Genomic DNA, 14015 nt, shown 5'->3' with positions numbered 1-14015 from the left:
TCGTCCTCTCAGCCACTGCTCAGAATGTCTGACATGCGCCTGGACCACCTCTCCTACGCGGCCGGACCCGACGGACTGGCCAGCACGGCCGCGCGCCTGGGCGCAGCACTCGGGCGAGAGTTCGCCGACGGCGGGGTGCACCCGCGCTTCGGCACGCGCAACATGGTGCTGCCGCTCACCGACGGCACCTACATCGAGGTCGTCGAGGCGCTCGACCACCCGGCCTCCGACAAGGCGCCCTTCGGGCAGGCCGTCAAGGCCCGCTCCGCGCTCGGCGGCGGCTGGCTCGGCTGGGCCGTGGCGGTCCCCGACATCTCGGTCGTCGAGCAGCGCCTCGGCCGCTCCGCGGTCCCCGGCTCACGGCACCGCCCCGACGGCACCGAGCTGCGCTGGCAGCAGATCGGCATCAACGGCCTGATCGCCGACCCGCAGCTCCCCTTCTTCATCCAGTGGGGCGTGCCCGCCGACCTGCACCCCTCGCAGGGCGCGGACGGCACCGTGTCCCTCGCCGGCATCGAGATCGCCGGCGACCCGCAGCGGGTCAGCGAGTGGCTCGGCGAGACCGTCGAGGCGCCGCTGGAGGACGTCAAGGTCGAGTGGGTCGCCCCGCACGGCACCCCGGGCATCCTCGCCGCGCAGGTGCTCACCGCCGACGGCATCGTCCGGATCTGACCCCGGCACCACCGAGCGTGGGCCGCACGGTCCGGGGCGCGATCGCCAGCCCCAACATCTGGGACCACACCGCGACGTACGAGCTCGAGAACCGCGCCGCCGACCCCGACGGCCGCCTCTGGGCCGCCATGGAGGCACGGGCCGACTGGTCCGGGCGCACCGTGCTCGACCTCGGCTGCGGCACCGGTTTCCACCTGCCCCGCTTCGCCGAGCGCGCGGCGCGGGTGATCGGGGTCGAGCCGCACACCGGCCTGTGCCAGCTCGCCCAGCGGCGGCTGCGCACCCGCGCCGTCACGAACGCCGAGGTGCTGCCCGGCGCCGCGCAGGAGATCCCGCTGCCCGACTCCTCCGTCGACGTCGTGCACGCGCGCTGGGCCTACTTCTTCGGCCCCGGCTGCGAGCCCGGCCTGGTCGAGCTCGACCGCGTCCTGCGCCCCGGCGGCACGGCGCTGGTCATCGACAACGACGGCTCCCGCTCCACCTTCGGGTCCTGGTTCCGGCGCGGCTTCGCGCACCTGCCTGCGCCCGCGGAGATCGAGCGGTTCTGGAGCATCCGCGGCTGGACCCTCGACCGGGTCGACATGGGCTGGCGGTTCGCGTCCCGCGCCGACCTGGAGGCGGTCGTGCGCATCGAGCTCCCACCGGACGCCGCCGCCGAGGTCCTGCGGCACCACGAGGGTGTCGAGGTCGACTACGCGGTCAACCTCTGGTCCCGCTCACGCTGAGGGTGCGGCCGGCACCGGCGTCCCGGCACCGGCCGCCCCACGACGGGGATCAGCCCGTGGTCAGCGCACGGCGTCGAGTGCGTCGACCACCCCCTCGCCGTAGTAGCTGTTGTTCGCGTCCGTGCCCACGCACGGCGCACCGGCCGTGGTCGTGCCGCAGGCGTGGTCGTCGGCCTGCGCGCGCAGCTTGGCGACCATCTGCGCCGGCGTCCACCACGGGTGCGCCGACTTCATCAGCGCCAGCACGCCGGCGACGTGCGGCGAGGCCATCGAGGTGCCGGACTTCAGGCCGTAGCCGTTGTCGGTGACGATGGTCGACAGGATCCGCGAGCCGGGCGCGGCGACGTCGATGACGCCGAGACCACGGTTGCTGAAGCCCGAGAGCCGGTTGTCCAGGGTGGTGGCCGGGAACCGCTCGAGCGAGGAGACCGTCACCACGCCCGGGAGCTCGGTCGGGATGTCCTGGCAGCCGTTGTTGATCGTCCGGTCCACCGTCGTCCCGTCGTCGGGGCTCGTGGTGTCGGTCGTCTTGTTCGCCAGGTCGTACGACGAGTTGCCCGCCGCCGCGGCGTGCACCACGCCCTTCTTCGTCGACCACGCGACCGCACGGCGCACGGCCTCCTTGGCGGCGTACTGGTCGGGCTGGTCCTCGCAGTAGAACTGGAACGGGTCGACGTAGTAGCTGTTGTTGGTCACGTCGAAGCCGTGCTCGCCGGCCCAGACGAAGCCGCAGACGGCGTACTCGGGGTAGATGAAGCCGTCGTCGTTGACCACCTTGACCGAGGCCATCCGGACGTTCGGCGCCACGCCGACGATGCCGGTGCCGTTGCGCGCGGCGCCGATGGTGCCGGCGACGTGCGTGCCGTGGTCGCTGGTCGTCGGCTGCCAGCCGGTCGCGGACCGGTCGGGGCGGCCCGCGTCGGAGCAGTTGACCGAGTCCCTGACGTCGATGTTGGCCGCCAGGTCGGGGTGGTCGGCGTCGATGCCGCTGTCGAGCACGCCGACGACGACCCGGCGCGAGCCGTCGGTGATCTCGTGCGCCTTGTCGGCCTTGATCATCGCCAGGTCCCACTGCTCGGACTCGCGCGGGTCCGGGGTGACCGCGGTGGTCGCCTCCGCGCCCGTCGTGTCGTCGCGGCGGTCGGCCTCGGTCACGCTGAGCTGGCCCTTGCCCGGGCCCCACGGCGACCGCACCCCGGCGGGGGTGCCCTCGGTCACGGGCACCGAGCGGGTCGCGCCGACCGACTCGAGCGCCCGCCCGGCGGCACGTCGTACGTCGGCACGGAAGTCCGCACGGTCGCTGTGCGCCACGACGACGCCGATCTGCGGCCAGGTCTGGACGACGACACCGCCGGCCTTGGCGACGGCCTTCTCGACGAGGCGGGTCTGGCCCGGGTTGGCGTGCTTGGCGTTGAGCAGGTAGGCCGACACGACGCCGTCCGGGGTGCTGATCGGGACGGGGGTGGAGACCGGCTCGGCGCCGCCGCCGGGGGCGGCGGTGGCTCCGGTGCCGGACACCGTCAGGCCGGCCAGCGCGAGGCCGGCCGAGACGGTCAGGGTGGCGGCGCGGAGCCGCCGGGTGCTGCGCAAGGACATGAGCATTCCCTCCGAGATGTGATGCAGGTCATCCTGCGTCGTTCATCCTCACACGGAGGTCCGACGGATTGCGAGGGTGGGCACGAGAAGAACTTCGCCCGCCTCCCGCTCCGTCGGTGCGAGCAGGTCGGCCAGCGCGCCGACCAGGGCCAGCGCGACCTGCTCCAGCGGGGGCCGCACCGAGGTCAGCCCCAGCACCTGGGCGACCTGGGAGTCGTCGAAGCCCACGACGGCCACGTCGCGGCCGGGCGCACGACCGCGCTCGGCCAGCGCCTGCAGCACCCCGACCGCGAGCGTGTCCGAGGCGCACACGAAGGCGGTGGGCCCGGCGGCGTCCAGCAGTGCCGCCGCGGCCTCGCGCCCGGCGTCGACGGTGTCGGGCACCGCCGCCTCGAGCCCGGCCGTGGGCAGGGCGTGCCCGGTCATCGCGCGGTACCAGCCCGAGCGCCGGTCCTCGCCGATCCGCGAGCCCGGCTCCCAGCCGAGCCAGGCGATCCGCTCGTGGCCCTGCTCGTGGACGTGGTGGGTGGCCGCCTCGGTGCCCGCGGCGCCGTCGACGTCGGCCCAGGGATGGGTGGCGTCCGGGTCGTCCCACGGGCGGCCGAAGGCGACGAAGGGCGCGCCGCGCCGGGTCAGCCCGACCGTCTGCGGGTTGCCGAGGTAGGTGTCGGTCACCACGAAGGCGTCGACGGCGGTGGAGCGGAGCAGGTCGTCGTACCCGCCCAGGGGGTCGGGGAGCTCGCCCTCGGCGACCGGGCCGCCGGAGAACAGCAGCACGTGGTAGCCCACGTCGCGCGCGGCCTCCACCAGCGCCCGCACGAACCGGTCCATCGCCATGTTGGCGGTGAACTCCTGCGCCGGGGTCAGCCGGAGCCCGATCAGCCGCGACGAGCGGGTGCGCAGGTGGCGGGCGGCGCGGTTGGGCGTGTAGCCCAGGCTCTCGATCGCCTGCTGCACCCGCGCGAGGGTGTCCGCGCGCAGCAGGTCGGGGTTGTTGACGGCGTTGGAGACCGTCTGGCGGGAGACACCGGCGCGCTCGGCGACATCGGCCAGGGTGGCCGGCGGACGCGGGTTCTCCACAGGGCGATCCTCGCACGGACCGCGTGGCGGGAGGTTTGTGTCGGACGGGTGGTCTACGTTCGGGGCATGGCTTCGAAAACACGTTCGAACTACCGCTGCGGCGAGTGCGGCTGGACCACCGGCAAGTGGGTGGGCCGGTGCGGCGAGTGCCAGGCGTGGGGATCGGTCGTCGAGGTGGCGGCCGCCGCGAGCGCGACCACCAGCCGTACGACGGCCGCGCCCGTCACCCGGCAGGCGGTCCCGATCGGCCAGGTCCCGGCCGACCGGGCGATGCACGCGCCCTCCGGGGTGCCCGAGCTCGACCGGGTGCTCGGCGGCGGGCTGGTGCCGGGGGCGGCGGTGCTGCTGGCCGGTGAGCCCGGTGTCGGCAAGTCGACCTTGCTGCTGGAGGTCGCGGCGCGCACCGCCGAGCGCCGGCAGCGCACGCTCTACGTCACCGGCGAGGAGTCGGCGGCCCAGGTGCGGCTGCGCGCCGACCGCACCGGCGGCATCCACGACGAGCTCTACCTCGCCGCCGAGACCGACCTCGGCGCGGTGCTCACCCACATCGAGCAGGTCCGCCCGCAGATGGTGGTCGTCGACTCCGTGCAGACCATCGGCGCGGCCGACGTCGACGGCGTCCCGGGCGGGGTCACCCAGGTCAAGGAGGTGGCCCAGGCGCTGGTGCGGGTCGCGAAGAGCCGCGACATCACCGTCGTGCTGGTCGGCCACGTGACCAAGGACGGCGGGATCGCGGGGCCGCGGGTCCTGGAGCACCTGGTCGACGTGGTGCTGCACTTCGAGGGCGCACGCGACTCGCGGTTCCGGATGGTCCGCGCGGTGAAGAACCGGTTCGGCCCGGTCGACGAGGTGGGCTGCTTCGACCTCAGCGCCGACGGGATCCGGGCCGTGGAGGACCCGACCGGGATCTTCACCGAGCGCCACCACGGCCGGGTGCCGGGCACCTGTGTCGCGGTGACGATGGAGGGACGGCGCCCGCTGCTCGCGGAGGTGCAGGCCCTGGTGACGCTCTCGGCCGCGGAGCGGCCGCGGCGCACGACCTCGGGACTGGACGGCTCGCGGCTGGCGATGATCCTCGCCGTGCTGCAGCAGCACTGCGGGATCAAGCTGCACCAGCACGACGTGTTCGCCTCGACCGTGGGCGGCGCGCGGCTCACCGATCCCGGCAGCGACCTGGCGCTCGCCGTCGCCCTGGCCTCCTCGACCTTCGTCAGCGCGCCGCCGGCCGGCGTGGTGGCGATGGGTGAGATCGGGCTGTCGGGCGAGCTGCGGCGGGTGCGCGACCTGTCCCAGCGCCTCGCGGAGGCGGCCCGGCTCGGCTTCGAGCTGGCGGTGGTGCCGGCCGAGCCCGGCCAGGCGCAGGGCAAGCGGGGTCCGGCGCGGGACCGGATGATCGCGGGGATGCGGGTGATCGAGGCGCCGGACGTGATCTCGGCGCTGCGCCTGCTCAACCTCGACCGTCGCACCAAGCACGCGCTGGAGGTGGTCGAGGCGAGCGAGTAGACCGCCGGCTCCCTGTGCCCACCCACCCCGGACCGGACAACTGCTGACAACTCGCGGCCGCGGCGCGGTGAAAACCACCGGGTACGGGCGGGGGTACGCCGCTAGGGTGAGCCTGTGCACCACGACGGTGCCCCCGGATCCGCGGCCCGCCGGGCCGGCCGGTCAACAGTGAGGAGCGCGAGTGGTCGCGTCGGCCGATCTCCGACTCCGCGAGACCCTGGCGTCCATCGCGCCCGGGACCCCGTTGCGCGACGGTCTCGAGCGGATCCTCCGCGGCCGCACCGGCGCCCTGATCGTGATCGGCCAGGACCGCCTGGTCGACAGCCTGTGCACCGGTGGCTTCGAGCTCGACGTGCCGTTCACCGCGACCGGCCTGCGTGAGCTGGCCAAGATGGACGGCGCGATCATCGTCGACGGGAGCCTGACCCGGATCGCCCGGGCGGCCGTGCACCTGATGCCCGACCAGTCGATCCCCTCCGAGGAGACCGGCACCCGGCACCGCACCGCCGACCGGGTCGCGAAGCAGACCGGGCACCCGGTGATCTCGGTGTCGCAGTCGATGCAGATCATCGCGGCCTACGTCGGCGACACCCGCCACGTGCTGGAGGACTCCGGCCAGATCCTCTCCCGCGCCAACCAGGCGCTGGCGACCCTGGAGCGCTACAAGCTCCGTCTCGACGAGGTCTCCAGCACCCTGTCCGCGCTGGAGATCGAGGACCTCGTCACCGTGCGCGACGTGGCCGTGGTCGCCCAGCGGCTGGAGATGGTGACCCGGATCGCCCGGGAGATCGAGGACTACGTGCTCGAGCTCGGCACCGACGGCCGCCTCCTCGCGCTGCAGCTCGAGGAGCTGATCACCGGCGTCGACACCGAGCGTGAGCTCGTGATCCGCGACTACGTCCCCTCGCGCCGGCGCAGCCGCGACCCGCTGGACCTGCTCGGCAAGCTGGAGCAGCTCTCGGCGACCGACCTGGTCGACCCCTCCGCGGTGGCGAAGGTGCTCGGCATCGGCACCGGCGAGCACCTGGACGGCGCTGTCGCCCCGCGCGGCTACCGGCTGCTCACCAAGGTCCCCCGCCTGCCGTCGAACGTCGTCGAGGGCCTCGTCGACCACTTCGGCACCCTGCAGAAGCTGCTCTCGGCCGGCATCGACGACCTCCAGGCCGTCGAGGGCGTGGGCGAGCTGCGGGCCCGCAGCGTCCGTGAGGGACTGAGCCGGCTGGCCGAGTCGACGATCCTCGAACGGTACGTCTGAGGACTAGTTGACGGCCTTCGTGGGCTGCTTCGTGGGCTGCTTCGTGGCCTTCCCGGTCGGCGTGGCCTTCGTGGTCGTCTTCGTCGTGGGCTTCGCCGTCGCGGTGGTGGTCGGCGCCGTGGGCTTCACGAGCACGAACTCCGCGCTGGCCGGCTCACCGCCGAGCGCGGCCGCCGCGATCGTGTAGTCACCCGAGGTCACCCAGCCGGCCCGGCGGGTGCAGCCCGCGTCCGACTGGCGGGTGCTCGTCCAGGTGAGGTCGACGACCGTGGCGACCGCCCGTCGTACGACGACCGTGGTGGGGGGCACCGCCGCCGAGCACTGCTGCGTGGTCCACAGCTGGCGGGAGCCGTCGGAGATCTTGACGATGACCGTGGCCGGGGAGACCTGCCAGGTGCACGCCTCGGCGGTCTTGGTCTGCAAGGAGAGCCGCAGGGTGACGTCGCTGCCGGCCACGGCCGGAGCGGGCACCGACGGGGTGACCACGACGTCTGCGGCCGGGCACGGGCCCTGCGGGGCGGCGAGGGTCGGCGTCGCGGGGGCCGTCGCGCCGGCGGCACCGGTCGGGCTGCCGGTCGGGCTGCCGGTCGCGGGCGTCGCGCCGGCGGTCACCGTCCGGCTCGGCTGCACCCGGGCCCCGGCCTGCTCCGCGACGGGCTCGTCGGAGCTGGCGTCGCTGCCGCCGGTGAGCACGCGGGCGATGCCGAACACCAGGGCGAAGGCGACACCGAGCACGAACACGCGCCGCCGCCAGTAGACCCCGGGGTCGAGCGGCCCGCGCGTCGTACGGCCGCGGGCGGGCGCGGGACGACGCGGGGAAGCCATGGATCCGACGGTAGTCAGCCTGGTGGCGCGATCCGGGGTGACCCGCCGGGCGGGGGCGAAGTCGGGCGAGGTCACAATGGCGTGCGATGACGACGAGCGAGGGCACCACGGGCGGCACGACCGGCGCGGAGCTGGTGGAGCCGATCCTGCACTGGTACGACGCGCACGCCCGCGACCTGCCCTGGCGCCGCCCGGAGGCATCGGCGTGGTCGGTGCTGGTCAGCGAGTTCATGCTGCAGCAGACCCCGGTGGTGCGGGTGCTGCCGGTGCACCAGACCTGGCTGCGACGGTGGCCGACCCCGGCCGCGCTCGCGGCCGAGCCCTCGGGCGAGGCGGTGCGGGCGTGGGGCCGGCTGGGCTATCCCCGCCGGGCGCTGCGCCTGCACGCGGCGGCGCTCGCCATCACCGAGCAGCACGACGGCCTCGTCCCCTCGTCGTACGACGACCTGCTGGCGCTGCCCGGCGTGGGCGACTACACGGCGGCGGCCGTGGCGGCGTTCGCCTACGGCCAGCGGCAGGTGGTGCTCGACACCAACGTGCGCCGGGTGCTGGCGCGGGCGGTGAGCGGCGTGGAGTTCCCCGCACGCTCGGTCAACCGCGCCGAGCGGGACCTGGGCGCCGCCCTGCTGCCGGAGGACCCGCCGACGGCGGCGACCTGGTCGGTCGCGGTGATGGAGCTCGGCGCCCTGGTCTGCACCGCGGACCGGCCCCGGTGCGGCTCCTGCCCGGTCGAGTCGGTGTGCGCGTGGCAGGCGGCCGGCGCCCCGGCGTACGACGGACCACCGCGGCCGGTGCAGGCCTGGGCCGGGACCGACCGGCAGTGCCGTGGCCGGCTGCTGGCCGTGCTGCGGGACGCGCCGGGCGCCGTCGGCCAGGAGCGGATGGACGCCGCCTGGGACCAGGTGGCGCAGCGGGAGCGGGCGCTGGCCTCCCTCATCGAGGACGGTCTCGTGGTGCGCCGGCCGGACGGCCGCTACGCGCTGCCCTGAGCGGCCCGGTGCCGGGCCCCGGCAAGCCGCGAGCCCGGCCCTCCCGAAGGAGGACCGGGCTCGTCAGCAGCAGGCTCAGGCCGACTCGGAGTCGTCCCCGGTCAGCTCGGAGGCGTCCGCCGGACCCTCGTTGACCGTCTCGAGCGGCGGCAGGTCCGGCAGCTCGCCGACCTTCTGGCCCTCGAAGGTGAACACGGCGTTCGGGCCCTCGCCCTCGACGCCCACGAGCACGATCTGGCCGGGGCCGACCTCGCCGTAGAGCATCTTCTCGGCGAGCACGTCCTCGATCTCGCGCTGCACGGTGCGGCGCAGCGGGCGGGCACCGAGGACCGGGTCGAAGCCCCGCTCGGCGAGCAGGTTCTTCGCGGCCTGGGTCAGCTCGAGCTTCATGTCGCGATCGCGGAGGCGGACCTCCACGGCGGCGATCATGTTGTCGACCATCGCGATGATCTGCTCCTGCGACAGCGGCGGGAAGACGATGATCTCGTCGACCCGGTTGAGGAACTCCGGACGGAAGTGCTGCTTGAGCTCGTCGGAGACCTTGGCCTTCATCCGGTCGTAGGAGCCGGCCGCGTCGCCGCCGCCGAAGCCCAGGCCGACCGACTTGCCGATGTCGCGCGAGCCGAGGTTGGTGGTCATGATGATGACGCAGTTCTTGAAGTCCACGACCCGGCCCTGGGAGTCGGTCAGGCGACCTTCCTCCAGGATCTGCAGCAGGCTGTTGAAGATGTCCGGGTGGGCCTTCTCGACCTCGTCGAAGAGGACCACGGAGAACGGCTTGCGGCGCACCTTCTCGGTGAGCTGGCCACCCTCCTCGTAGCCGACGTAGCCCGGAGGCGAGCCGAAGAGCCGCGAGACGGTGTGCTTCTCGCCGAACTCCGACATGTCGAGCTGGATCAGGGCGTCCTCGTCGCCGAAGAGGAACTCCGCGAGCGTCTTGGACAGCCACGTCTTCCCGACCCCGGAGGGGCCGGCGAAGATGAACGAGCCACCGGGGCGCTTGGGGTCCTTCAGCCCGGCGCGGGTGCGACGGATCGCCCGCGACAGCGCCTTGACCGCCTCGTCCTGGCCGATGACCCGCTTGTGGAGCTCGTCCTCCATCTTGAGCAGCCGCGTGGACTCCTCCTCCGACAGCTTCACGATCGGGATGCCGGTCGCGACGGCGAGCACCTCGGCGATCAGCTCCTCGTCGACCTCGGCGACCTCGTCCATGTCACCGGAGCGCCACTGCTTCTCGCGCTCGGACTTGGCGAGGATGAGCTGCTTCTCCTCGTCGCGCAGGCGCGCGGCGGCCTCGAAGTCCTGGCCGTCGATCGCGGCCTCCTTGCGCTGGCGGACCTCGCCGATCTTGTCGTCGTACTCGCGCAGGTCCGCGGGCGCCGTCATCCGGCGGATCCGCAGCCGCGAGCCGGCCTCGTCGATCAGGTCGATCGCCTTGTCGGGCAGGAAGCGGTCGGAGATGTAGCGGTCGGCCAGGGTCGCGGCCGAGACCAGCGCCTCGTCGGTGATGGTCACCCGGTGGTGCGCCTCGTAGCGGTCGCGGATGCCCTTGAGCATCTCGATCGTGTCGGCGATCGAGGGCTCCGGCACCTGGATCGGCTGGAACCGGCGCTCGAGCGCGGCGTCCTTCTCGAGGTACTTGCGGTACTCGTCGAGGGTGGTCGCACCGATCGTCTGCAGCTCGCCGCGGGCCAGCATCGGCTTGAGGATCGAGGCCGCGTCGATGGCGCCCTCGGCCGCGCCGGCACCGACGAGGGTGTGGATCTCGTCGATGAACAGCACGATGTCGCCGCGGGTGCGGATCTCCTTGAGCACCTTCTTCAGGCGCTCCTCGAAGTCACCGCGGTAGCGCGAGCCGGCGACCAGCGCACCGAGGTCGAGGGTGTAGATCTGCTTGTCCTTGAGCGTCTCGGGCACGTTGCCCTTGACGATGTCCTGGGCCAGGCCCTCCACGATCGAGGTCTTGCCGACGCCGGGCTCACCGATGAGCACCGGGTTGTTCTTGGTGCGGCGCGAGAGCACCTGCATCACGCGCTCGATCTGCGCGGCGCGCCCGATGATCGGGTCGAGCTTGCCCTCACGGGCGTCCTGGGTCAGGTTGCGGCCGAACTGGTCGAGCACCAGCGAGGACGACGGAGCATCCCCACCGCTGGTCGAGCCGGACGCCGCGGCCGCGGAGCCGGTCTCCTTGCCCTGGAAGCCCGAGAGCAGCTGGATCACCTGCTGGCGGACCCGGTTGAGGTCGGCCCCGAGCTTCTGCAGCACCTGGGCGGCGACACCCTCGCCCTCGCGGATCAGGCCGAGCAGGATGTGCTCGGTGCCGATGTAGGAGTGGCCCAGCTGCAGCGCCTCGCGCAGCGAGAGCTCGAGGACCTTCTTCGCCCGCGGCGTGAAGGGGATGTGTCCGGACGGCGCCTGCTGGCCCTGGCCGATGATCTCCTCGACCTGCGCGCGCACGGCCTCCAGCGAGATGTCGAGCGACTCCAGCGCCTTCGCGGCGACGCCCTCGCCCTCGTGGATGAGACCGAGCAGGATGTGCTCGGTCCCGATGTAGTTGTGGGAGAGCATGCGGGCCTCTTCCTGGGCCAGCACGACCACCCGGCGGGCTCGGTCAGTGAACCGCTCGAACATTGCACGCTCCTCACACGTCACAGGGCTGTTCGTAGGTCTACAACCCCCCTCACACCCTATGCGTTCCCGGGAAACGCAACAGGTCCGTCCGCTGTCAGCGAACGGACCTGCTCCGGGGACGTGCTCGGGCAGATGTCAGTGAGCGGCGTCGTAGGCCTCGCGGACGTCGGCGGGGATGCGGCCCCGCTCGGGGACGGCGTGCCCGTTCTCGCGGGCCCACTCGCGGATCTCCTTGGCGGAGGTGCCGCCGTTGGCCGCCGCCCGGCTGGCGCGCTTGCCGCCGCCGGAGCCGCGGCCGACCTTGCGCGCGTGGCCGAGGTACGGCGCGAGGGCCTCGCGCAGCGCCGAGGAGTTGGCGTCGCTCAGGTCGATCTCGTAGCTGGCTCCGTCGAGACCGAAGGCGACGGTCTGGGTCGCGTCGCTGCCGTCGATGTCGTCGACCAGGACAATGTTGACGCGCTGCGCCATGTGGACTCCTCGATATTCGTATTTCCGAGATGTGAGCAATTTCGTTATCGATAATATCCATTTTCGAAAATGGGACAAGTTGCTCGCCGAAGACTGACAGGTATTGCCGACTAACACCTCGGCCGACTTCTGGGGGACCATCGTCGGGTCATGGTGGATCAGAAGGGCCGAGCGCTGCGCACGGACATCCAGGGCCTGCGCGCCGTCGCGGTCCTGACGGTGGTCGTCTACCACCTCCACGCGGCGGCCCTGCCGGGCGGCTTCGTCGGCGTCGACGTCTTCTTCGTGATCTCCGGGTTCCTGATCACCAGCCACCTCGTGTCGCGGCCCCCGTCGAACGGCGGCGCGCTGGTGGCGTTCTGGGGCCGCCGGATCCGCCGCCTGCTGCCGGCGGCGCTGGTGGTGCTGGCCGCGACCCTGGTCGCGGTCCGGCTGTTCTCCCCCGAGACGGTCTGGCAGGCCACCGCCTCCGACGCCCGCGCCGCCACCCTCTACGTCGTCAACTGGGCCCTCGCCGGCCAGGCGGTCGACTACCTCGCCGCGGACAACGCCCCCACCGCCGTGCAGCACTTCTGGTCGCTGTCGGTCGAGGAGCAGTTCTACTTCGGCTGGCCGTTGCTGGTCGCCGGTGTCGCCCTGCTCGCCCGCCGGCGCGGCGCCGGCCTGCGCACCGCGCTGGCCGTCGCGTTCGGGCTGGTGGTCGCGGCCTCCTTCGCCTGGTCGGTGCACCTGACCACGGCCAACCCCGCCGCGGCGTACTTCGTCACCCCGACCCGGATCTGGGAGCTCGGCGCCGGCGGCCTGCTCGCGGTCCTGGTGCCCGGCGCGGTGAGCGGACGGCGTGCCGCCGAGCGCGCCCGCGGCCCGCTGCTCGCCCTCGGCGCGTGGGCCGGGCTGGCCCTCATCGCGCTCGCCGCACTGCGCTACACCTCCGCCACCCCCTTCCCCGGCTACCAGGCCGCACTGCCCGTGCTCGGCGCGGTGCTGCTCATCGGCTGCGGCGCCCCCGCCACCGACCGGCTCTCCCCCGGCCCGCTCCTCGCGCTGCGACCGGTGCGCTGGCTGGGCGACGTGTCCTACTCGGTCTACCTGTGGCACTGGCCGCTCATCGTGGTCGCCACGTCCCGCACCGGCCGCGACCTCGGCCCGCGCGGTGTCGTCGCCGTGCTGGTGCTCACCCTGGTCCTCGCCGCCCTCACCGAGCGGTACGTCGAGCGCCCGTTCCGCTCCCCCGCGACACCCGACGCCCGGCGTACCCTGCGCCGCACCTACGGCGTCGCGGTCGCCGCGATGGCCGTCGTGGTCGGCCTCGCCACGGTCCAGCTCACCGAGGTGGACCGCCGCGCGGAGGAGTCGGCCCGGCAGGTCGCCGCGGCGCTGGAGAAGGGCGGTCCGTGCTTCGGCGCGGCCGCGCTGGGCGGCAGGGACTGCCCGGCGATCCCCTACGCCCAGCTCGTCCCGGCCGCGCAGGTCGCCGCCGACGACCGTTCCGAGGCCTACAACGACATCAGTGGCGGCAAGAGCTGCTGGTCCGGCCCGCCGGCGTTCGAGTCGATCGAGTGCACCTTCGGCGACCCCGACTCCGAGGTCACCATCGCGCTCTTCGGCAACTCCCACGCCGGCCAGTGGCTGCCGGCCCTCCAGTCGCTCGCCGACGACCACGGCTGGCGGATCGAGACGCACCTGGCCTCGCGCTGCGCGGCCACCGACGCCCCGCAGCAGATCGACCAGGCGGGTGGCACCGAGGCCTGCCAGGCCTGGGTACGACGCACCGCGGACGCGCTGGCGCACCAGAAGCCGGACCTCGTGGTGGTCTCCAACCGCACCCAGGCAGCGGTCGTCGGGCTCGCCCCGACCGACCGCAAGGGCTCCCAGGAGCCCTACGCCGAGGGCTACGCCCGCGTCCTCGGCGGGATCGCGGACGCCGGGGTGCCGGTGCTCGCCATCCGCGACACCCCGATCCCGGGGCGCGACATCCCCGAGTGCGTGGCGGCGGCCGGCGACGACTACGCCGACTGCGACGGCTCGCGGAAGCGCTGGGTGCGGCCGGACCCGGTGATCGAGGCGATCGCCACCGCCGACGACCCGAGGTTCACCCTGACCGACCTCACCGACCGCTTCTGCGGCCCGGACGAGTGCCGGGCGGTCAACGGCGGGGTGATCACCTACTTCGACGAGAACCACGTGACGGCGACGTACGCCCACACGCTGGCGCCCTTCCTGGAGCCGGCGGTGCTGGCGAGCCTGCGCGGACGCCGGGCGGGCTAGGTC

At 73.3% G+C, this 14015-nt stretch carries 11 protein-coding genes; 6 read left to right on the top strand and 5 right to left on the bottom strand.

Annotated elements, in window-relative coordinates:
* Positions 1–33 precede the first annotated feature (33 nt).
* On the top strand, positions 34–672 hold the full coding sequence (locus tag MRBLML1_RS19800; RefSeq protein WP_364519248.1) for a VOC family protein: 639 nt from the start codon (positions 34–36) through the stop codon (positions 670–672).
* 17 nt (positions 673–689) lie between these two features.
* Positions 690–1397, top strand: a complete 708-nt coding sequence (locus tag MRBLML1_RS19795) for a class I SAM-dependent methyltransferase (RefSeq protein WP_364519246.1) — start codon at positions 690–692, stop codon at positions 1395–1397.
* A gap of 60 nt (positions 1398–1457) precedes the next feature.
* On the opposite strand, the gene MRBLML1_RS19790 is transcribed toward MRBLML1_RS19795, so the two are convergent.
* Positions 1458–2993 (bottom strand): S8 family peptidase, encoded by a 1536-nt coding sequence (locus MRBLML1_RS19790; protein ID WP_364519244.1) that lies wholly within the window; start codon positions 2991–2993, stop codon positions 1458–1460.
* Between the two features lie 48 nt (positions 2994–3041).
* Positions 3042–4073, bottom strand: coding sequence for a LacI family DNA-binding transcriptional regulator (locus MRBLML1_RS19785; protein ID WP_364519242.1), 1032 nt, complete (start codon positions 4071–4073; stop codon positions 3042–3044).
* Positions 4074–4139: 66 nt separating this feature from the next.
* On the opposite strand from MRBLML1_RS19785, the gene radA reads away from it, so the two are divergent.
* Together radA and disA are read left to right on the top strand one after the other, a co-directional pair.
* Positions 4140–5576, top strand: coding sequence for a DNA repair protein RadA (radA, locus tag MRBLML1_RS19780; RefSeq protein WP_364519240.1), 1437 nt, complete (start codon positions 4140–4142; stop codon positions 5574–5576).
* A 181-nt stretch (positions 5577–5757) separates the two neighbouring features.
* Positions 5758–6831 carry a DNA integrity scanning diadenylate cyclase DisA gene (gene disA, locus MRBLML1_RS19775; protein WP_364519237.1) on the top strand — a complete coding sequence of 358 codons (1074 nt, stop codon included), beginning with the start codon at positions 5758–5760 and terminating at the stop codon, positions 6829–6831.
* A 3-nt stretch (positions 6832–6834) separates the two neighbouring features.
* On the opposite strand, the gene MRBLML1_RS19770 is transcribed toward disA, so the two are convergent.
* Positions 6835–7656, bottom strand: coding sequence for a hypothetical protein (locus MRBLML1_RS19770; protein ID WP_364519235.1), 822 nt, complete (start codon positions 7654–7656; stop codon positions 6835–6837).
* Between the two features lie 86 nt (positions 7657–7742).
* Here MRBLML1_RS19770 and MRBLML1_RS19765 point away from each other — a divergent pair, with 86 nt between their 5' ends.
* Complete coding sequence (locus MRBLML1_RS19765; protein WP_364519233.1) at positions 7743–8645, top strand: A/G-specific adenine glycosylase; 903 nt, start codon at positions 7743–7745, stop codon at positions 8643–8645.
* A 75-nt stretch (positions 8646–8720) separates the two neighbouring features.
* Here MRBLML1_RS19765 and MRBLML1_RS19760 read toward each other — a convergent pair whose 3' ends face one another.
* Both MRBLML1_RS19760 and MRBLML1_RS19755 read right to left on the bottom strand, forming a co-directional pair.
* The gene (locus MRBLML1_RS19760; protein ID WP_364519231.1) at positions 8721–11276 is read right to left on the bottom strand and encodes an ATP-dependent Clp protease ATP-binding subunit; all 2556 of its coding nucleotides are present in this window, start codon (positions 11274–11276) and stop codon (positions 8721–8723) included.
* Positions 11277–11411: 135 nt separating this feature from the next.
* Positions 11412–11744 carry a histone-like nucleoid-structuring protein Lsr2 gene (locus MRBLML1_RS19755; protein WP_364519229.1) on the bottom strand — a complete coding sequence of 111 codons (333 nt, stop codon included), beginning with the start codon at positions 11742–11744 and terminating at the stop codon, positions 11412–11414.
* Positions 11745–11894: 150 nt separating this feature from the next.
* Here MRBLML1_RS19755 and MRBLML1_RS19750 point away from each other — a divergent pair, with 150 nt between their 5' ends.
* The gene (locus MRBLML1_RS19750; protein WP_364519227.1) at positions 11895–14012 is read left to right on the top strand and encodes an acyltransferase family protein; all 2118 of its coding nucleotides are present in this window, start codon (positions 11895–11897) and stop codon (positions 14010–14012) included.
* Positions 14013–14015 lie beyond the last annotated feature (3 nt).

Source organism: Nocardioides sp. LML1-1-1.1 (genome assembly GCF_040676175.1).
Lineage (GTDB): Bacteria > Actinomycetota > Actinomycetes > Propionibacteriales > Nocardioidaceae > Nocardioides.
Note: the sequence above shows the minus strand (reverse complement) of the source record. Positions and strands in the feature narration are given on the sequence as shown.